This window comes from Thioalkalivibrio sp. ALJ21, from assembly GCF_000378605.1.
In the GTDB taxonomy this organism is placed as follows: Bacteria; Pseudomonadota; Gammaproteobacteria; order Ectothiorhodospirales; family Ectothiorhodospiraceae; genus Thioalkalivibrio.
Map to the genome: position 1 here is coordinate 261,932 of NZ_KB905156.1, position 19,435 is coordinate 281,366.

The window sequence follows — 19,435 nt, forward strand, 5'->3', positions numbered from 1 at the left end:
CGGTCATTCGTCGTCTTCGCGGGGCTGTATCGTGATACGTACACGCTCGTCATCCGTCTCGCCACGCTCGGCCTCGATCACATCCGTCTCCAGGTCGTAGACGATGCGCTTGCCGCGCGCCTCCTCGGCTGCCGTGACCACATGCGCCTGGTCGGTCAGGATCACCCGGTCCTCGTTCAGCAGGTAGTCGATGCGCAGCGCGGTGGCGATGCGCATCTCGCCCGTCTCCGGGTCCGGGGACTCCAGCCGCGCGGGCTCGCCGTGGGCCTCCATCTCGTAAGGGCGTCGATCGCGGCTGCGCACATAGACCTTGTCGGCCTCCAGTGTCATGTCCCCGCGAATCACCACCACATCACCGGTATAAGTGCTTACGCCCCGCCGGTCGTCCATCTCCGCACGATCGGCGGTAATCTCCACCGGCAGGGGCTGCTGCTGGGCAATGACCGGCGCGGCCAGCAGCAACAAGGCACTGCCCAGCAGCACGGGCCATCCGGCCCGGGCGAGCGACGACCCACCACGTTCAGTCATTTGCGGCTTCCTCCTCGCCCGACTCGCTGTAGAGCGTGTACACGTCATGGAACAGCTCTATGGTATCCCCTCGCGAGTCGACGCGCAGACCCGTACCCCGCTGGAAAAGGCCGGGCTGCTCCAGCGTCGACAGGGCATCGGAGGTGGCGATCATGGTGTCGGTCGCCACCGTCACATCGGCGGATTCAATCACCGTGCGTACGCGCTCGTCACGCTCGGGCTGCACCCCCCGCGTGGGGCCGATCAGGTCCAGGATCTCGTCCATCGGCCGGTGCAGCGCCTCGGGCGCGGTCCAGTGCCATTCGATACCGCCGGCGTCAAAGATATCCAGGTCGGGGTCGTCGATCAGCTGCGGCCCGTCGCGACCAAACTCGCGCAGCCGTGTCCCGCGCAGGCGGTGGCTCAGTTCGCCGTCCTCGCCGGTCGCGTGCAGCGTGAAGCCCTCGATCTCCAGCGTCACCTCGCCCTCCGGCTCGTGCTCGCTGGCCACAGCGCCGGCCACCAGCGCCGCCATTGGCACCAGGAGCAGCGCCGTCAGTCCGGCCACCCACTTCATCCGTCGACATACTCCGCGAACAGGGCCTCCAGGCGCCCCTGGGCCGCCAGCAGGCCCTCGCAGACCTCGCGCACCGCGCCGCGCCCGCCAGGGGCCTGCGTGACCCAGTGGGCATGCTGCAATACCAGCGGGTGGGAATCCGCCACGGCGATGCCCAGCCCCACACGGCGCATCGCCGGCAGATCGACGATGTCGTCGCCCATAAAAGCGGCGTCCTCGGGCGCATGCCCGGTCTGCTCCAGCAACTCGCCCAGCGCGGCCCCCTTGTCGCGCCGCCCCTGCACCAGATGCTGCACACCCAGATCCCGCATGCGGTGCTCGACGACTCCGGAGGTGCGCCCGGTCAGGATCGCGACCTCCAGCCCCCCGTCCAGCGCCAGGCGGATGCCGTGCCCGTCGCGCGAATGAAAGGCCTTGTACTGCTCGCCGGCATCTCCCATGAACAGGCTGCCATCGGTCAGCACGCCGTCGACATCCAGGATCAGCAGACGCACCGCCGCCTGGCGGCTGTGCAGGGCCTCGTCGTGACGGTCCATCAGGCCACCCCCGCGCGCAGCAGGTCGTGCATGTTCAGCACCCCGACCAGCCGCTGGTCGTCATCCACCACCGGCAGGGCATTGATGCGCTTGCTCTCCATGGTCTCCAGCGCCTCTACGGCCAGCCACTGCGGACGGGCGGCATGCCCGCCCCGCGTCATCACCTGGCCGATGGTCAGCGCCTCCAGGCTTTCGCCACGATCCAGCGTGCGCCGGAGGTCGCCATCGGTAAACACACCGAGGATATGCGCCTCGGGATCGGCGACGATCACCAGCCCCAGCCCCTTGCGCGTAATCTCGAACAGGGCGTCCTTCAGCGGGGCCTCGGGACCCACGCGCGGGATCGCGTCACCGGTATGCATGATGTCCGCGACATGGACCAGCAACCGCCGCCCCAGTCGGCCGCCGGGATGCGAGCGGGCAAAATCGTCCGCGGTAAAGCCGCGCGCATCCAGCACCGCGACCGCCAGGGCATCGCTCATCGCCAGCGCGGCCGTGGTGCTGGAGGTCGGGGCCAGGCCCAGCGGGCAGGCCTCGCGCTCGACCGAGACATCCAGGTGCACAGTGGCATCCTGCCCCAGCCGCGACCCGGGGTTGCCGGTCAGCGCGATCAGCGGTACGTCCAGCCGCCGGATCAGCGGCAGGATGGTCAGCAGCTCGTCGGTCTCGCCGGAATTGGACAGGGCGATCACCACGTCGTCACGGGTGATCATGCCAAGGTCGCCGTGGCTGGCCTCGCCGGGGTGGACGAAAAACGCCGGGGTCCCGGTGGAGGCCAGGGTGGCCGCCAGCTTGGAGCCGATATGGCCGGACTTGCCCATACCGGTCACCACGACCCGGCCGCGGCACTCGAGGATGTGGCGACAGGCCTCCAGGAACGCATCGTCCACGCGGTCGGCCAGCCGGCGCACGGCCTCGGCCTCGTTGTTGAGGACCGCCAGGGCCAGCTTGCGGGTGGTATCAGGATTGAAATTCATGCGGTTGCCGTCATTGCGAGATGGACAAGGTAGCCCGCGAACACCGCGAGCAGAAGCCCCCCCTGCCAGCGCCGCAGCCGGCTGCCACGCGCCAGGGCAAAGATGAACAGCGCGGCGGTCATGCCGAGCATGATCGGGTAGTCGCGTACCAGCACCTCGGGCTCGATCGCCAGCGGTGCAATCAGCGCGGGGACTGCCAGCACGGCCAGCAGGTTGAACAGATTGGAACCGATCACGTTGCCGATCGCCAATCCCGCCTCGCGGCGAAAGGCCGCCACCAGGGAGGTCGCCAGTTCCGGCAGGCTGGTCCCGATCGCCACGATGGTCAGGCCGATCACCAGGTCACTGATGCCCAGCTGCTCCGCAATCCCCACCGCGCCCCAGACCACCAGCTGGCTGCTGGCAATCAGCAGCGCCAGACCAAGGCCCAGCCAGGCCAGGGCGCGACCGGTAGAGGTGGTCGCCGGGATAGCCTCGACCATGCCGCGCACCTCTTCAGGCGCCTCGGCCGGGTCCAGCGCCTGCGCACGCCGCGCGATATGGATCACCCAGGCGGTCACCAGCAGCAACCCCGCAATCAGAAGCCCGCCTTCTAGGCGGCCCAGCTCGCCGTCCAGCAGCAGAAACAGGACCGCCAGGCTGACCACCATCAGGATTGGCAGCTCGCGGCGCACCAGGCCGTGCCCGATCACGAGCGGCGCTACCAGCGCCGCCATCGCCAGCACCAGTCCGATGTTCGCGATATTCGAGCCGATCGCGTTGCCCACCGCGAGCCCCGGGTTGCCCTGCAGCGTCGCCAGAACGGACACGACGATCTCCGGTGCCGAGGTCCCGAAGGCGACAATGGTCAGCCCGACCAGAAGCGCACTCACGCCCACGCTGCGCGCGAACGCCGAGGCACCGAACACGAAGCGGTCGGCACTCCAGGTCAGCAGTACCAGACCGGCGATGACCGCAATAACGGGAAGGACCATCAGCGAGTGCCAGGACCGGAGGTGGGTAGAGCGGGGTGTCTCTTCACCCGCCAATTGTAGCCGATCGCTGTAACCGATCGCCGAGCCCGACCCGCGCGCACCGTCACCCCCCAGGGATCAGATACCCGGCGATGGCGAACCACAGCGGGAGTGTCACCAGCGACAGCGCCGTCGTCAGCGTGACCGCGGCCGCATACAGGCCGGTATCGAGCCGGAAGCGATCACAGAACACGAGCCCCAGGACCATCGCCGGCATCGCCGCCTCGAGCACCGAACCAACCCCGGGCACACCCTCCAGCCCGACCCACCAGACCAGACCCAGCGCGAACAACGGTGCGATCAGCAACTGGATGACGGACACCATCACCAGGGGGCGCAGATCGCGGCCGCGGAAACGGTCGAACACCAGCGCCAGCCCCAGCGAGAACAGCATCAGTGGGGCGACCGAGTCGGCCAGGAAGCCGAGCCAGGTATCCAGCCAGGTCACCAGCGGCAGGCCAGCCAGGTTCAGCGCCACGCCCAGGACCGCCGCCCAGATTGAGGGGACGGCGACCAGCCCGCGAATGGCCCCGCCGCCGCCATGCAGCCGGACCGCCTCCGGGTCCCCGTAACGCCTGGCCAGCAGGATACCCAGCGTCAGCACCAGGGGCAGGCAGGCGAACAGGTCGTACTGGATCGCCACCGCCCGGCCGGCATCACCGAACAGGCTATCGAGGACAGGGAGCCCCAGGTAGGTGGCATTCGGCCAGGCCGCCGCCAGCAGCATCGCGCCGACCGCCGCGCGTTCCGCCAGGCAGAGCCGGCAGGCGAGCAGGGTCACGGCCACCATCGCCAGCACGGTCGTGCCGGCCACCAGGGCGATGCGCAGCGAATCGAGCCCCAGGGGGGCGGTCCACAGCACCTGCAACACCAGCGCGGGCAGCAGCAGGTAGTAGACCAGGGTGGTGAGCACCCGGCGGGCGGTGTCGGCGTCCAGCCCGCCGGGGCGCAGCAGGCGCCAGACGACGCCCGCAACGATGAGCGCCCCCATCTGGGTCATGACCGTCAGCATGGGGGCGCTCGTTTAGGACTATAGGTTTCGCGTCAGAAAGTAATCAGGCCTGGCCAGCCTGCTGCTCCTGCTGCTGGCGTTCGATGTCGGCACGCACCTGGTCCATGTCCAGCTCGCGCACCTTGCCCAGCACCTCGTCCAGTTGCCCGGCGGACAGCACGCCCGGCTGGGAGAAGACGATGATTTGCTCGCGGAAGATCATCAGCGTCGGGATGGAACGGATCTGGAACGCCCCGGCGATCCCCTGCTCCTCGTCGGTGTTCACCTTGGCGAAGACGACGTCGGCATGCTGCTCGGAGGCCGCCTCGAAGGTCGGGGCGAACTGCTGGCACGGGCCGCACCAGGGGGCCCAGAAGTCCAGAATGACGATGTTGTTGCCGGTGATCGTGGATTCGAACGTATCCTGCGTGAGTTCCTGAACGGCCATGATGGCGAGCTCCAGTCAAAGTGTGTGGCGAAACCTTAACAGCCCCGCCGCAGGGTTTCAGGATTTCGATGCCGCGAGCATGGCCGCTCGCAGGCGCTCCAGGCGCTCGATCGGGTCGTCCGCCTCCAGCAACTGCTGCTTGACCTCGAGATCGATCGGTAGCAGCTCCGTCAGCCGCCCGACCACCCAGGAGGAATCGTCGAACCGCCGCTCCAGGTGTGACCAGGGCGTGCCGAGCTGGTCCAGCAGCCGCTCGAGCAGATCCGCCAGCGATGCATAATCCACCGGCAGGCTGACATCGGGGCGCTCCTGCAACGGCTCGACCTCCGCCAGCCAGAGCCCGTCCTCGGCCCGGCGCGGATTGTGGAGCTGGTGGCGGCGCTCGCCCTTGACCAGGATCCCGAGCAGGCCGTCCGGCCGCTGGTCCCAGTCGACGATCGCGACCTCGGTCCCGATCGGGTGGAAGCCGACCGAAGGGTCCGTCTCGGCGTCCGGGCGGGGCGCCCCGGACTCGGTATCGGGTTCGATGGCGACGATCACGAAGCGACCATCCTCGCGCAGGCAGCGGCGCACCATGTCGAGATAGCGCGTCTCGAAGATCCGCAGCGGCAGCAGCCCCTCCGGGAACAGCACCGTATTCAGCGGGAACAGTGGCAGGGTCGTCATGCCGGGTCCTCCGGCGGCAACGACGCCTCGCCCCAGCGAGGGCCCAGGGCATGCTCGATGTCCAGATGGTCCAGCACTCGCGCTACCATGAAATCAACCAGATCGTCGATGGATTGCGGCCGATGATAAAAGGCCGGGTTGGCCGGCATGACCACCGCACCCATGCGCGCCAGGCGCAGCATGTTCTCCAGGTGGATCTCGGAGAACGGCGTCTCGCGCACCACCAGTACCAGCCTGCGCCGCTCCTTGAGCACCACATCCGCCGCGCGTTCGATCAGCCCGCGCGAGGCCCCGGTCGCGATCGCCGAGACGGTCGCCGTGGTGCAGGGGCAGACCACCATCGCCTCCGGGACGGCCGAGCCGCTGGCCACCGGTGCGGTCCACTGCTCCGGGCCGTAACAGCGGATCTGTCCATCGGCGGCCCCGTGACGCTCGGCGAAAAAGCGCGCGATCTCGGCCGGACGCCCGGGCACCTCGAGATCGGTCTCCAGCCCCAGCACCACCTGCGCGGGCTTCGACAGCATCAGATGCACCTGCACCCCCGCCTGCACCATGCACTCCAGCAGGCGCAGCCCATAGGGCGCGCCGGAGGCACCGGTCAGGGCCAGGGCGATCGAACGCGGCTTTCCACTCATGCGGGGGTCCCCGAGGATTCACGGCGCTGCAGCCCGGCGATCAGGCGCTGATGCAAGCCATCGAAACCACCATTGCTCATGATGACCAGCGTATCGCCGGGGCGTGCCGTGGCAAGAATCCCCTGCAACAGGGATTCGATCTCGCGCGCCACCGAGAGCCGCCCGCCGAGCTGACGTTGCAGGACCTCGGTGGACCAGTCGATCTCCGGGGCATGATAAAGATGCACTGCGTCCGCGCGCTCCAGGGCGGCCCCCAGTGCGTCGGCATGCACCCCCATGCGCATGGTGTTGGAACGCGGTTCCAGCACCGCGATCAGGCGTCCGCCAGGGGTGACGCGGCCCCGCAGGCCTTCCAGGGTCAGGCGAATCGCGGTCGGGTGATGGGCGAAGTCGTCGATCACGCGGATCCCGTCGATCTCGGCGCGCAACTCCTGGCGCCGGCGCACACCGCGGAAGGCCGGCAGGGCCGCGATCCCCGCGGCCAGCGGTACCCCGGCATGGCGGGCCGCCCCGAGCGCGGCCAGTGCATTGGAAAGATTGTGCTGCCCCGTCATCTCCCAGGCCACGCGGCCCTGGACCACCCCGTTGACCAACACCTCGAACTCCGAGGCATCTTCATTCAAAGGCCGTGCCGCCAGGGCCACCGTATCTCCGGTGTCCGGGTCGGTCGTGATGCGCTCCACCGGCGTCCAGCAGCCCATTTCCAGCACGCGCTCCAGCGCGGCATCGCCCGCGGGCGCAAGGATCAGACCCTGCCCGGGAACAGTACGGACCAAGTGATGGAACTGACGCTCGATCGCGGCCAGGTCCGGATAGATGTCCGCGTGGTCGAACTCGAGGTTATTCAGCACCAGGGTACGCGGCCGGTAGTGGACGAACTTGGCACGCTTGTCGAAGAAGGCGGAGTCGTATTCGTCCGCCTCGATCACGAAGAACGGGGCCTCGCCCATCCGCGCGCTGACGCCGAAGTTGCCGGGCACGCCCCCAATCAGGAATCCCGGGTTCAGCCCAGCATGTTCCAGAATCCAGGCGAGCAGGCTGGCGGTCGTCGTCTTGCCATGGGTACCGGCCACCGCCAGCACCCAGCGGTCATGCAGCACATGCTCGGCCAGCCACTGCGGGCCGGAGGTGTAGGACAGGCCGCGATCCAGCAGGGCCTCGATGACCGGCATGCCACGGGTCATCACGTTGCCGACCACGACCGGCCCCGTATCCGGCAACGTCGCCGGGTCATACCCCTCGTGATAGGGGATGCCGGCCTGCTCCAGCTGCTCGCTCATCGGCGGATACAGCTTCTGATCGGAACCGGTGACCTGGTAGCCGCGCGCCCGGGCGAGCTGGGCCAGCCCGCCCATAAAGGTCCCGCCAATACCAAGGATGTGCAGATGGCCCGTGTTCACTACATAGCCCCCAGGGCCACCTGAGTAATCACGCTGGAGACCACCACGTACCCCAGCGCGATGAGCATGCCGATGAAGCGGCTGCCCAGCTCCAGGGCCTGCTGCAGGATGTGTCCGAAGACCAGCAGCAGCCAGCCGACCAGCGTCAGCAGGGCCAGCAGGGCCCCGGTGGAGACCTCCTCCGGGTCGGTGGGGGCATCGATCAGCATCAACAGGGCCATCAGCAGGCCCAGCAGGGCCCCAGTGCCGGCCATTGCGGTAAAGGTCTGCAACCAGCGGTCCGGCACCCCCCCCATACGCAGCACCACGACGATAAACATGTACAGCACGACCAGATCGAGCACATTCAGGACCAGGGCCTGACCCGTGCCGTACATCGGGATCCCGACCGCCATACCCGTGACCAGGGCAATCCCGAGCCAGAAGATCAGCGTAGCGTTATCGGGGGGCAGGTCCTGCGGGCCACTGCGCAGACGCAGGATGTCCAGCATCGTCCAGAGGCTGTTCAATCCATGCCCTCCTCGGCTTCCATCGCCTCCAGGGCCTCGAGCTCGTCGAGTTCGTCCAGCATCTCGGTTGCGCGCTCGTCCGTTGCCCCGCGCACCATGAAATCACGTCGCTGCAGATAGGCCTCGCGCATGGCGATGTAACGATCATCGGAGATCTGCGCCAGCATGCGCTCGGTCGGGATCAGCCCGGCGCGCATATCGACCACGTCCAGCGCGATCAGGCCCACCCACCAGCCGGTGTGATCGGTGCGCAGGTTCGTGTGATAGAGGGGACTGGTGTAGCCATCCACCAGACGCGCCGGGGCATCCCGGGCGGTACTGGGTCCGAGCAGCGGCAGCTGCAGGTACGGGCCGCGCGCCACGCCCCAGGTCCCCAGCGTCTGGCCGAAGTCCTCGTTATTCTTCTCAAGACCCATGGGCGTCGCGACATCGATCAGGCCGAGCAGGCCGAAGGTCGTGTTGAACATGATGCGCCCGGTATCCGAGGCGGCGTTATCCAGGTTGCCCTGCAACAGGTTGTTGAACAGGACCGTGAAATCATTGAGGTTGGAGAAGAAATTGCCCACCCCGGTCTGAACGGGCTGCGGTAGCCGCCGGTACTGGACCGCGGCCGGGCGCAAGAGCGCCTGGTCGAAGTCGTCGTTGATCTCGAACACCACCCGATTGTAAGACTCCCAGGGGTCGTCCGGATGACGATCTTCGCTGGGCACGGTCGCACAGCCGGTCAGGCCAAGAAACATCAGGGCCAGCAGGCCCGGTCGCAAGCGGGAGACAATGGACATGTAATTCCTTTCTTTCGAACCGGCGCCGCACCGGCGTCGCAGGGACCGCGCCGGAACGAAGCCGTTACGCGAAGCCCGGGACCGGATCGCCCTCAGGATCCGGCAATCGGGTGAATATCCGCCTTGCGGGCCACACCAACCTGGCCCCGCCCCTCGCTCTTGGCGGTGTAACAGGCGCGATCAGCAGCCACAAAGGCCGCATCCACGCTCGGCAGCGTCTCGCCCAGTTGCACCACACCCACCGAGGCCCCAATGGTGACGTCCCGCGCCTCGACCTGCAACGGCCGGTCGCCCAGGGCACTGCAGATCCGCTGGCCCAGGACCCGGGCCTGCTCGGCATCGGTCTCGTACGCGATCACCGCGAACTCGTCGCCCCCGATCCGGGAAACGGCGTCGCGCGATCGCGTCAGCTGCCGCAGGATCGTCGCCACCCGGCGCAGAAGCTCGTCGCCCACCCGGTGGCCATGGCGATCGTTCACGGCCTTGAAGTAGTCCAGATCCACCAGCAGCAGGCTCGCCACCGACGAGTATTCCCGCGCGTTGTCCATCGCGCGCTGCATCTCGCGCTCGAATGCGCGCCGGTTCAACAAACCGGTGAGCGGATCGTGACTCGCTTCATGCACCAGCCGGTCCACCAGCTCGCGCTCCTCGGAGATATCGGCCAGCACCAGCAGGGTGCGCACCGAACTGCCCGCCACCGGGTCCAACGCTGTGCGGTCGATACGCACGATCCGCTCCTGGCCGCTCGGGGTTACCAGACGGGCCTCGGTATGCTCCCCCAGATTTGTGGCGAGTGGCTCGGATCGGTCTGCACCCAGCGGCCGATCCGTCCCCATCTCGCGCAGGTCCAGGACCTGCTCCAGGGTACAACCCAGTGCCTGCAGGCGGACCAGCCCCGCCATCTGCTCGGCCGCGGGGTTCATGTAGACGATCCCGCCACGGGCGTCCAGCGTGATCACCGCGTTCGGGATCGCGCACATCGCCCGGCGCAGGTTGTGCCCGGCGATGCGCATGCGGGCGTGCACCCGCAGCACATACAGGAGGATCGCCGCGATGCCTGCCGCCAGGACAGCGAGCAGCACCGCCAGGTTGTCGCGCGCCCATCGCAGCACGGCGAACGGCTCGGGGGCGTAAAGCCCCACGCCCAGGTCGTACATCAGGCCCTGCACGTCCTCGTAGGAACGCGGCGCAGACCAGCCCGCAATCCCGGCCGCCTGGCTCACCGGGTGCTCGGCATCCAGCGCCAGAATGGCGCGCAGCACCGCCTGCGCGATCTCGGCATCGAGATCGCCGCGCATTGCCAGCGGCCACTCCGGGTACAGGCGGGTGGAGGTTCGGTAAGGGAAGCGGGGCACGGCCCGCTCGCCGATCAGGCGCACTTGCTCGACCCGTGGGTCGCCCTGCTCACGCAGGTCTTCGAGGATCCCGGTGCGAAAGGTCGCGGCATCCACCTCGCCCGCCAGCAGCAGATCCAGTCCCCGTGAGACCGGGAAGCCCGTGAATACCACGCGATCCAGATCGTCCTCGACATCCAGCCCGGCCGCCTGCAGTTCGCGCCAGGCCATCCACCAACCGCCGAAGGCGTCGGGGTGGACCGCGGAGATCCGCTGCCCGGCCAGGTCGCCGAGCTCGACCAGGTCCGTGCGGCCCTCGCGCGCGACGATCACGGCGCCAAAGCGGTCTTCCTCGCGTCCAACTTCGGCCGGGAGCATGGTCGCGATACGGGAGATGCCATGACGCTGCTCCAGCATCACGTAGGAACCGGGGTTGGTCAGCACCAGATCGAAGCGGTCCTCGGCCGCCCCCGCCTGCAGGGCATCGTTGTCGACCGGCAACAGGCGGACGTGAATGCCCTCCAGCGTCTGTTCCAGGTACTCGGCGAAAGGCGTCCACTGCTCGCGCGCGGCATCCTCGCCCCGGTGCGCGAGCACCGCGAGGATCAACTCGCGCTCGGCCGCCTCGGCCTTCGCACCCGCAGGCGTTGCCAGCAGCGCGCCAAGGACCAGCCCCCACAGCAGAACGACACCCCCGAGACCGCCCCTGCCGAACCAGGACAGGCAACCAGGCGATCGCCGGAAGTACGTACGCGGGCTCATCTCATGTCGGCTTCCGATTGCGGCTGGCGGCGATGCGCAGGCGCAGTGCGTTCAGGCGAATGAAGCCCTCGGCATCCTTCTGGTCGTAGGCGCCGGCATCGTCCTCGAAGGTGGCGATCGCGTCGTCGAACAGGGTGTCCTCGGAGCGGCGGCCGGCGACGATCACGTTCCCCTTGTACAGGCGCAGGCGCACCTCGCCGTTGACCACGCCCTGGGTGTCATCGATCGCGGCCTGCAGCATGCGCCGCTCCGGGCTCCACCAGTAGCCGTTGTAGATCAGACTGGCGTAGCGCGGCATCAGCTCGTCCTTCAGGTGCGCGGCCTCGCGGTCCAGGGTGATCGACTCCAGCGCGCGGCGCGCCTTGAGCAGGATGGTGCCGCCCGGGGTCTCGTAGCAGCCGCGCGACTTCATGCCGACATAGCGGTTCTCGACGATATCGAGACGGCCGACGCCGTGGGCCCCGCCGCGCTCGTTCAGCTTCGCGAGCAGTTCCGCGGCGCTCAGGCGCTTGCCGTTGATCGAGACCGGGTCGCCCTTCTCGAAACCGATGGTCAGCGTCTCCGACTCGTCCGGTGCGGCCTCCGGGGAGACCGACCAGCGCCACATGTCCTCCTCGGCCTCGGTCCACGGGTCTTCCAGCGGGCCGCCCTCGTAGGAGATGTGCAGCAGGTTGGCATCCATCGAGTACGGCGACTTGGTGCCCTGCTTCTTGTAGTCCACCGGGATGTTGTGCTGCTCGGCGTAGGCCATCAGGCGCTCGCGCGAGTTCAGGTCCCATTCGCGCCAGGGCGCGATCACCCGGATCCCCGGCTTCAGCGCATAGGCGCCGAGTTCGAAGCGCACCTGGTCGTTGCCCTTGCCGGTCGCGCCGTGGGCAATGGCGTCGGCGCCGGTCTCCTCGGCGATCTCCACCATCCGGCGCGCGATCAGCGGCCGCGCGATCGAGGTACCCAGCAGGTATTCGCCCTCGTAGATCGTGTTCGCGCGGAACATCGGGAACACGTAGTCGCGCACGAAGGTCTCGCGCAGGTCCTCGATGTAGATCTGCTTGACCCCCAGGGCCTCGGCCTTGGCGCGGGCCGGCTCGACCTCCTCGCCCTGGCCCAGATCGGCGGTGAAGGTGATTACCTCGCAGCCGTACTGATCCTCCAGCCATTTGAGAATCACGGAGGTATCCAGGCCACCGGAATAGGCCAGCACGACACGGGAAATCTTCGAACTCATGGGAATACCAATCCTTCTTTCTTCTTGAGAGTTATAGTCGGTTTTGTGACGGGCTTCACTACCAGCCCGCGGAGCCTGGCACGCCAGGGGCCGACTCCGGCACCGCCAGCGGCTCGGCCGGAGGCAACTCGTGGCCCGTCTCGGCAGCGGCTTTAGAACCGGAGGACGGCTCGGCGGCGGCATCCGCCCCACCCAGCCACCAGATATCCACCCGGCGCGAGCCCTCGCGCTCGCCATCTGCCTCCGAGTCGACGCCACCGGCCTCGACTGTCAATCCATCGTCCGGCACACCCGCCTCCACCAGCGCCGCGCGCACGGCCTCTGCGCGCTGGCGGCTCAGACGCTCGTTCAGCTCGCGCGGGCCCTCGGCGTCGGTCAGCCCGACCAGGCGCACCCGCGGGCGTTCTACGGTGCGCAGGGTCTCGGCCGCACGGGCGACCGTCTCGCGCCCCCTGGAATCCAGTTCGCGGCTCCCGGTTGCGAAGTACACCGACCAGCGATCCAGTGCCCCGACATCCGGGCCCTCGGCCCCTGTGTAGCAGGCCTCGAAGGCCTCGGCGCGCTGGGCAAAACGGATGCCGCGAAAATGCACCGCGTCCTCGGCACCGGGGAAATCGATCCGCACGTCGTGGCCCACCAGAAGGCGGGCCTGGAACGCCTGAACATGCGTGTCCGGCACCCGGAAGCGATCCGGCCGTTCGGCCCGCAGCTCGAGATCCAGGGGCGACTTCGGACTCGCCCCAAGCCACTCCGGGGCCCCGGTGCGCAATCGCGCCGTGGCGCCCTCGGGCATTGCGTAGGGTGCATGCCAGAAGGCGCGAAGGGCCAGGCCTGGCTGAGTCTCGAAGCGCAGCGTACCGCCGTGGCGAACGCCCTGCTCGATGCGGCAGGCATCGTCCAGCTCGATTACCTGCCAGTCGCTGCGCTCCAGCGATTCCCGGTGGGGGACCACCCCCGCCTGGGCCACTCCGTGCGTCAGCCACAGCCCCCCGACGAACAGGGGAAGAACATGGCGCAGCACGGACATGCGGTACTAGCGCTTCTTTGGAGGCAGGATATCGGTGATCGAGCCGTGCGCGACCTCGGCGGCGAAGGCGACCGTCTCGCTGAGGGTCGGGTGCGGATGCACGGTCAGGCCGATGTCTTCCATCTCCGCCCCCATCTCCAGCGCCAGCATCGCCTCGCCGATCAGGTCGCCGGCGGAGGGCCCGACCAAGCCCGCACCGATCACCCGGCCGTCGGCGTCGAACAGCAGCTTGGTCATGCCGTCCTCGGCGCCCAGCGCGATCGCGCGGCCGGAGGCGGCCCAGGGGAACACGCCCTTGGTGTACTCGATGCCGTCGGCCTTGGCCTGTTCCTCGGTCACGCCCATCCAGGCGACCTCGGGGTGGGTATAGGCCACCGACGGGATCGCGCGGGCGTCGAAGTGCACCTTGTGCCCGGCGATCACCTCGGCCGCCACCTTGCCCTCGTGGGTGGCCTTGTGCGCCAGCATCGGCTGGCCGACCACGTCACCGATGGCGAAGATGTGCTCGACGTTGGTGCGCTGCTGGCTGTCGACCTCGATGAAGCCGCGGTCGGTTACCTGCACGCCCGCCGCCTCGGCGTTGATCTTCGCGCCGTTCGGGCTGCGCCCCACGGCGACCAGCACGCGGTCGAAGGTGTCCTCTTCCGGCAGGCCCTTGGCCTCGCCCTCGAACTGGCAGACGATGCCGCCCTTGGTGGCCTTGGCCCCGTTCACCTTGCTCTTGAGGAAGATGTTCTCGAAGCGCTTCTTCGCGCGCTTCTCGAACGGGCGCACGATGTCGCGGTCTGCGCCCGGCATCAGGGTGTCGGACAGCTCGACCACCGTGACCTTCGCACCCAGCGACTCGTACACACAGGCCATCTCCAGGCCGATGATGCCGCCGCCGACCACCAGCATGCGCTCGGGGATGTCGGCCAGGTCGAGGGCGCCGGTGGAATCCATCACCCGTTCGTCGTCCCAGGGGAAGCCGGGCAGCTTGATCGCCTGCGAGCCGACCGCGATGATCGCGTGCTCGAAGCCGATCACCTCGCGGCCGTCATCGCCCGCGACCGCGATGCTGTTGGCGCCGACAAACTCGCCCACGCCCTGCACCACACGCACCTTGCGCTGCTTGCACAGCTGCTTGAGCCCGCCGGTCAGCTTCTTGACCGTCTTGTCCTTGTAGCCACGCAGGCCGTCGAGATCGATCTCCGGTTCGCCGAACTTGATGCCCAGCGCGGCAAAGCGCTCGGCCTCGTGCAGGACCTCGCCGGCATGCAGCAGGGCCTTGGACGGGATGCAGCCAACGTTCAGGCAGACCCCGCCGATCTGCGGGTAGCGTTCGACCATCACCACGTCCAGCCCCAGATCCGCAGCACGGAAGGCGGCGGTGTAGCCACCCGGGCCGGAGCCCAGCACCAGCACCTGGCACTGGCTGTCGGTGTTCGGATCAGCGGCCGCCTGGGGCGCGGCCTTTTTCGACTCGCTCGCGGCGCTGGATTCCGCCTTGGCGGACTCGGCCTTGTCGCCGCCGGCTGCAGAGGCGTCATCGCTACCCGCGGCCGCACTGCTGGCTTCAAGATCCAGGAGCTTGCTGCCCTGGGAGACCTTGTCGCCGACCTTCACATGCAGCTTCTTCACCGTGCCGGCCTCGGGGGCGGGCACATCGATGGTCGCCTTGTCGGACTCCAGCGTGATCAGCGGGTCCTCCGGTGCGATCTCGCTGCCCGGCTGCACCAGGACCTCGATGATCTCGACGTCCTTGAAATCCCCGATATCCGGGACCTCGATGGTCTTCGTCTGGCTCATCCAGTCACTCCGGTTGCGATTACAGAAGCATGCGGCGCATGTCGGACAGCAATGCGCTCAGCGTGGTGGCGAAACGGGCGCCCAGGGCACCGTCGATCACCCGGTGATCGTACGACAGCGCCAGCGGCAGGATCAGGCGCGGCTCGAACTCCTTGCCATTCCAGACCGGCTTCATACTGGAGCGCGACACGCCGAGGATCGCGACCTCGGGCGCATTCACGATCGGGGTGAACTGGGTGCCACCGATCCCGCCGAGGCTGGAGATGGTCAGGCAGCCGCCCTGCATGTCCGCGGGCTTGAGCTTCTTGTCGCGGGCGCGCTGGGACAGGTCCATCAGCTCGGCGGCGATGTCGACCAGGCTCTTGCGATCCACATCGCGCACCACCGGGACGACCAGGCCGTCCGGCGTGTCCACCGCGATGCCGAGGTTGTAGTACTGCTTCAGGATCAGGTTCTCGCCGGTCGCATCCAGCGAGGCATTGAAGCGCGGGTACTGCTTGAGCGCGGAGACCACCGCCTTCATCAGGAACGGCAGGAAGGTTACCTTCACGCCCTTCTTCTCGTACTCGGCCTTCAGCGACTTGCGGAAGTCCTCGAGCTCGGTGATGTCGGCCTCGTCGAACTGGGTCACGTGCGGGACGGTGACCCAGTTGCGGTGCAGGTTCTTGCCGGTGAGCTTGTTGATCTTCGACAGCGCCTGGGTCTCGATCGGGCCGAACTCGGAGAAGTCGATCTCCGGCATCGGCTCGACCCCCAGGCCGCCGCCGGCGCCCTGGCTCAGCGCGCGCTTGACGAAGCCCTGCACGTCCTCGCGCAGGATGCGCCCCTTGCGCCCGGAACCCTCGACCTTGCTCAGGTCCACGCCCAGCTCGCGCGCGAACTTGCGCACCACCGGCGAGGCATGGGCCTTGCGGAAGGCCGATTCGTCACGGATGTGCTCGGTCGGCGACGGGCGCGGATCGGCCCGGTCAGCGGCTTTCGGTGCTGTGGTCTGCTTCGGCTTCTCGGCGTCGGAAGCCGGCTCGGCCGGGGCATCCGCGGAAGACGGCGCTTCCTGCTTCGGCGCCTCGTCCTTGGTAGAGGCGTCCTCGACCGCGCCCTCGTCGGAGGGCTCCAGCTCCAGGATTGGGTCGCCCTCGTTGACGCGGTCGCCGGCCTTCACCTTCAGGGCCTTCACGGTGCCGCCCTGCGGGGCCGGGATCTCGATGGAGGCCTTGTCCGATTCCAGCGTGATCAGTGGGTCCTCGGGGGAGACGGTATCCCCCGGGCTGACGATCACTTCGATGATCTCGACGTCCTTGAAGTCGCCGATATCCGGGACGTGCACAGTAGTCGTGTTGCTCATGTCTGCTCCTGCCTCGGGTCCGGCGGCCTCAGGCCTGCAAGGGGTTGGGCCGTTCAACGTCGATCTTGTACTTCTTGATCGCGTCGGAGACGGTCTTGACCTCGACGGTCCCGTTATCAGCCAGGGCCTTCAGCGCCGTGACCGCGATGTGGTAGCGATCCACCTCGAAGTGCCGGCGCAGCGCGGCGCGGGTATCCGAGCGACCGAAGCCGTCAGTCCCCAGCACGCGGTACTCGGCCGGCACAAAGGCTCGGATCTGATCGGCATAGGCCTGCACGTAGTCGGTCGCGGCGATCACCGGATCCTCCGAGCCACCCAGGCACTCCTCCACCCAGGATTTGCGCGGTTTGGCGTCCGGGTGCAGGCGCGCATGGCGCTCGGCATCGCGGCCGTCGCGGGCCAGCTCGTTGAAGCTGGTCGCGCTCCAGACCTCGGCGGCCACGCCGAAGTCCTTGTCCAGCAGTTCGGCGGCGGCAATGGCCTCGCGCAGGATGGTGCCGGAACCCAGCAGGCGCACCTTCTTTTTCTTGCGCCCGCCCGCCTGCAGCCGGTACAGGCCGCGGCGGATGCCTTCCTCGGCACCCTTCGGCATGGCCGGCTGCGGGTAGTTCTCGTTCATCACGGTGATGTAGTAGAAGACGCTCTGCTGCTCCGCGTACATGCGGCGCATGCCGTCCTGCACGATCACCGCCAGCTCATAGGCGAAGGTCGGGTCGTAGGCGATGCAGTTGGGCACGTTGGCGGCCATCATCAGGCTGTGGCCGTCGTCGTGCTGCAGGCCCTCGCCGGCCAGCGTGGTGCGCCCGGCAGTCGCCCCCATCAGGAAGCCGCGGGCACGCATGTCGCCGGCGGCCCAGATCAGGTCGCCGATACGCTGGAAGCCGAACATCGAATAGAAGATGTAGAACGGCACCATCGCCACGCCATGCGTGGAATAGGACGTGGCCGCAGCGATCCAGGAGGACATGGAGCCGGCCTCGTTGATCCCCTCTTCCAGGATCTGGCCCTTCTTGTCCTCCTTGTAATACATCACCTGGTCCTTGTCCTGCGGCTCGTAGAGCTGGCCGACCGAGGAGTAGATCCCCAGCTGGCGGAACAGCCCTTCCATGCCGAAGGTACGCGCCTCGTCGGGCACGATCGGGACGATGTTCTTGCCGATCTTCTTGTCGCGCGCGAGCAGGGTCAGCAGACGCACGAAGGCCATGGTGGTGGACATCTCGCGCTCGCCGGAGGACTCCAGCAGACCGTTGAAGGCATCCAGCCCCGGGATCTCCAGCGGGGTGGCCAGCGGGCGGCGCACCGGCAGGTAGCCGCCGAGGTCCTTGCGCCGCTCGTGCATGTACTTCATCTCTTCGGAGTCGGGGTCCGGCTTGATGTACTCGGCCTTCTCCACCTGCTCGTCCGACAGCGGGATGTTGAAGCGGTCGCGGAACTGCTTCATGTCGTCCGCGTCCATCTTCTTCTGGCTGTGGGTGCGGTTCTGCGCCTCGCCCGCCGACCCCATGCCGTAGCCCTTCACCGTGTGCGCGAGGATCACGGTCGGCTGGCCCTTGTGCTCGGCCGCCGCCTTGTAGGCCGCATAGACCTTGACAGGGTCATGGCCGCCGCGATTCAGACGCCAGATGTCCTCGTCGGACATGTTGGCCACCATGCGCTTGAGCTCGGGGTACTTGCCGAAGAAGTGCTCGCGCACGTAGGCACCGTCGCGCGACTTGTAGTTCTGGTAGTCGCCGTCGACCGCCTCCATCATGCGTTTCTGCAGCAACCCGTCGGTATCCTTGGCCAGCAGCGGGTCCCAGTAGCGCCCCCACAGCACCTTGACCACATTCCAGCCGGCGCCGCGGAAGATCGCCTCCAGCTCCTGCACGATCTTGCCATTGCCGCGCACCGGGCCGTCCAGGCGCTGCAGGTTGCAGTTCACCACCCAGGTCAGGTTGTCCAGCTTCTCGCGCGAGGCCAGCGTGATCGCGCCCAGGGTCTCCGGCTCGTCCACCTCGCCGTCACCGACAAAGCTCCAGACGCGACGGTTCTCGGTCTGGGCCAGGCCGCGATCCTGCAGATAACGCATGAAGCGCGCCTGGTAGATGCTCATGATCGGGCCCAGGCCCATGGACACGGTCGGGAACTGCCAGAAGTCCGGCATCAGCCACGGATGCGGGTAGGAGGACAGGCCCTTGCCGTCGACCTCGCGGCGGAAGTGGTCCAGCTGCTCCTCGGTCAGGCGGCCTTCCATGAACGCGCGGGCGTAAATGCCCGGCGAGGAATGCCCCTGAGCAAACAGCAGGTCGCCGCCATGATCGTGCGACGGGGCATGCCAGAAGTGGTTGAAGCCGACGTCGTAGAGCGTCGCGGCGGATGCAAAGGTGGCGATATGCCCGCCCAGCTCGGCGGAGACGCGGTTGGCCTTCACCACCATCGCCATCGCGTTCCAGCGGATATAGGAACGGATGCGATGCTCCACCGCGCCGTCGCCCGGATACTCCGGCTCCAGGTGCGTGGGGATGGTGTTCACGTAGGCGGTGTTGGCCGAATACGGGAGATAGGCCCCGCTGCGGCGTGCCTTGTCGACCAGACGTTCCAGCAGGGCGTGCGCCCGTTCGGGGCCGTCGGTCTCCAGCACGGAGGCCAGGGCGTCAATCCACTCCTGGGTCTCCTGCGGGTCGATATCGTGTTCGGTCGCGTTCGGGTCCATGCGTCTACCCCTGAAAACGGGTTGGGAATCAGGATGCCATCACGGCTCCAGGCCACCGGGCGGGCGGGCATTTGCTACCATGCGCCGGTGTTGGGCGGGCATAAAAGGCGCAAGTATCCCGACTGTGCCGCCAACAGGTCAAGCGAAAGCCGCCTATGGCGCCGATCTTCGGGGAAATCTGCGGGAAAAGCCGCAAACATCACGAAAGCCCGCCCTCGTGC

At 67.7% G+C, this 19,435-nt stretch carries 18 protein-coding genes; all 18 read right to left on the reverse strand.

Going from position 1 to position 19,435, the window contains the following annotated elements; genetic code table 11:
* Window positions 1–3: 3 nt before the first annotated feature.
* Window positions 4–528, reverse strand: a complete 525-nt coding sequence (lptA, locus tag F579_RS0107290) for a lipopolysaccharide transport periplasmic protein LptA (RefSeq protein ID WP_038029745.1) — start codon at window positions 526–528, stop codon at window positions 4–6.
* Window positions 521–1,084, reverse strand: a complete 564-nt coding sequence (gene lptC / locus F579_RS0107295; protein ID WP_019023781.1) for an LPS export ABC transporter periplasmic protein LptC — start codon at window positions 1,082–1,084, stop codon at window positions 521–523. The genes lptA and lptC overlap by 8 nt, the downstream gene beginning before the upstream one ends.
* Window positions 1,081–1,620 carry a 3-deoxy-manno-octulosonate-8-phosphatase KdsC gene (gene kdsC / locus F579_RS0107300; protein WP_019023780.1) on the reverse strand — a complete coding sequence of 180 codons (540 nt, stop codon included), beginning with the start codon at window positions 1,618–1,620 and terminating at the stop codon, window positions 1,081–1,083. Before kdsC ends, lptC begins: the two co-directional genes overlap by 4 nt.
* Complete coding sequence (locus F579_RS0107305; protein WP_019023779.1) at window positions 1,620–2,597, reverse strand: KpsF/GutQ family sugar-phosphate isomerase; 978 nt, start codon at window positions 2,595–2,597, stop codon at window positions 1,620–1,622. The genes kdsC and F579_RS0107305 overlap by 1 nt, the downstream gene beginning before the upstream one ends.
* Window positions 2,594–3,571, reverse strand: coding sequence for a calcium/sodium antiporter (locus tag F579_RS0107310; RefSeq protein ID WP_019023778.1), 978 nt, complete (start codon window positions 3,569–3,571; stop codon window positions 2,594–2,596). The genes F579_RS0107305 and F579_RS0107310 overlap by 4 nt, the downstream gene beginning before the upstream one ends.
* A 103-nt stretch (window positions 3,572–3,674) precedes the next feature.
* Complete coding sequence (locus F579_RS0107315; protein ID WP_019023777.1) at window positions 3,675–4,622, reverse strand: AEC family transporter; 948 nt, start codon at window positions 4,620–4,622, stop codon at window positions 3,675–3,677.
* A 43-nt stretch (window positions 4,623–4,665) separates the two neighbouring features.
* Window positions 4,666–5,049 carry a thioredoxin gene (gene trxA, locus F579_RS0107320; RefSeq protein ID WP_019023776.1) on the reverse strand — a complete coding sequence of 128 codons (384 nt, stop codon included), beginning with the start codon at window positions 5,047–5,049 and terminating at the stop codon, window positions 4,666–4,668.
* 57 nt (window positions 5,050–5,106) lie between these two features.
* Entirely contained in the window at window positions 5,107–5,715 is a 609-nt protein-coding gene (locus F579_RS0107325; protein WP_019023775.1) for an LON peptidase substrate-binding domain-containing protein, read from the reverse strand.
* Window positions 5,712–6,350 carry a flavin prenyltransferase UbiX gene (locus F579_RS0107330; RefSeq protein ID WP_019023774.1) on the reverse strand — a complete coding sequence of 213 codons (639 nt, stop codon included), beginning with the start codon at window positions 6,348–6,350 and terminating at the stop codon, window positions 5,712–5,714. Before F579_RS0107330 ends, F579_RS0107325 begins: the two co-directional genes overlap by 4 nt.
* Window positions 6,347–7,750: a UDP-N-acetylmuramate:L-alanyl-gamma-D-glutamyl-meso-diaminopimelate ligase gene (gene mpl, locus F579_RS0107335; RefSeq protein ID WP_019023773.1), complete on the reverse strand. Its 1,404-nt coding sequence runs from the start codon at window positions 7,748–7,750 to the stop codon at window positions 6,347–6,349. Before mpl ends, F579_RS0107330 begins: the two co-directional genes overlap by 4 nt.
* Entirely contained in the window at window positions 7,750–8,259 is a 510-nt protein-coding gene (locus tag F579_RS0107340) for a hypothetical protein (protein ID WP_019023772.1), read from the reverse strand. Before F579_RS0107340 ends, mpl begins: the two co-directional genes overlap by 1 nt.
* Window positions 8,256–9,041 (reverse strand): VacJ family lipoprotein, encoded by a 786-nt coding sequence (locus tag F579_RS0107345; protein WP_019023771.1) that lies wholly within the window; start codon window positions 9,039–9,041, stop codon window positions 8,256–8,258. The genes F579_RS0107340 and F579_RS0107345 overlap by 4 nt, the downstream gene beginning before the upstream one ends.
* 92 nt (window positions 9,042–9,133) lie before the next feature.
* Window positions 9,134–11,137: a diguanylate cyclase gene (locus tag F579_RS0107350; protein WP_019023770.1), complete on the reverse strand. Its 2,004-nt coding sequence runs from the start codon at window positions 11,135–11,137 to the stop codon at window positions 9,134–9,136.
* Window position 11,138: 1 nt separating this feature from the next.
* Entirely contained in the window at window positions 11,139–12,362 is a 1,224-nt protein-coding gene (locus tag F579_RS0107355; RefSeq protein WP_019023769.1) for an argininosuccinate synthase, read from the reverse strand.
* 58 nt (window positions 12,363–12,420) lie between these two features.
* Window positions 12,421–13,389 (reverse strand): OmpA family protein, encoded by a 969-nt coding sequence (locus F579_RS0107360; RefSeq protein WP_019023768.1) that lies wholly within the window; start codon window positions 13,387–13,389, stop codon window positions 12,421–12,423.
* Window positions 13,390–13,395: 6 nt separating this feature from the next.
* Complete coding sequence (gene lpdA, locus F579_RS0107365) at window positions 13,396–15,177, reverse strand: dihydrolipoyl dehydrogenase (RefSeq protein ID WP_019023767.1); 1,782 nt, start codon at window positions 15,175–15,177, stop codon at window positions 13,396–13,398.
* A gap of 19 nt (window positions 15,178–15,196) precedes the next feature.
* Window positions 15,197–16,579: a dihydrolipoyllysine-residue acetyltransferase gene (gene aceF, locus F579_RS0107370; protein ID WP_231365764.1), complete on the reverse strand. Its 1,383-nt coding sequence runs from the start codon at window positions 16,577–16,579 to the stop codon at window positions 15,197–15,199.
* A complete protein-coding gene (gene aceE / locus F579_RS0107375; RefSeq protein ID WP_019023765.1) occupies window positions 16,551–19,214 on the reverse strand; it encodes a pyruvate dehydrogenase (acetyl-transferring), homodimeric type in 2,664 nt (887 codons plus the stop codon). The genes aceF and aceE overlap by 29 nt, the downstream gene beginning before the upstream one ends.
* Window positions 19,215–19,435: the final 221 nt, after the last annotated feature.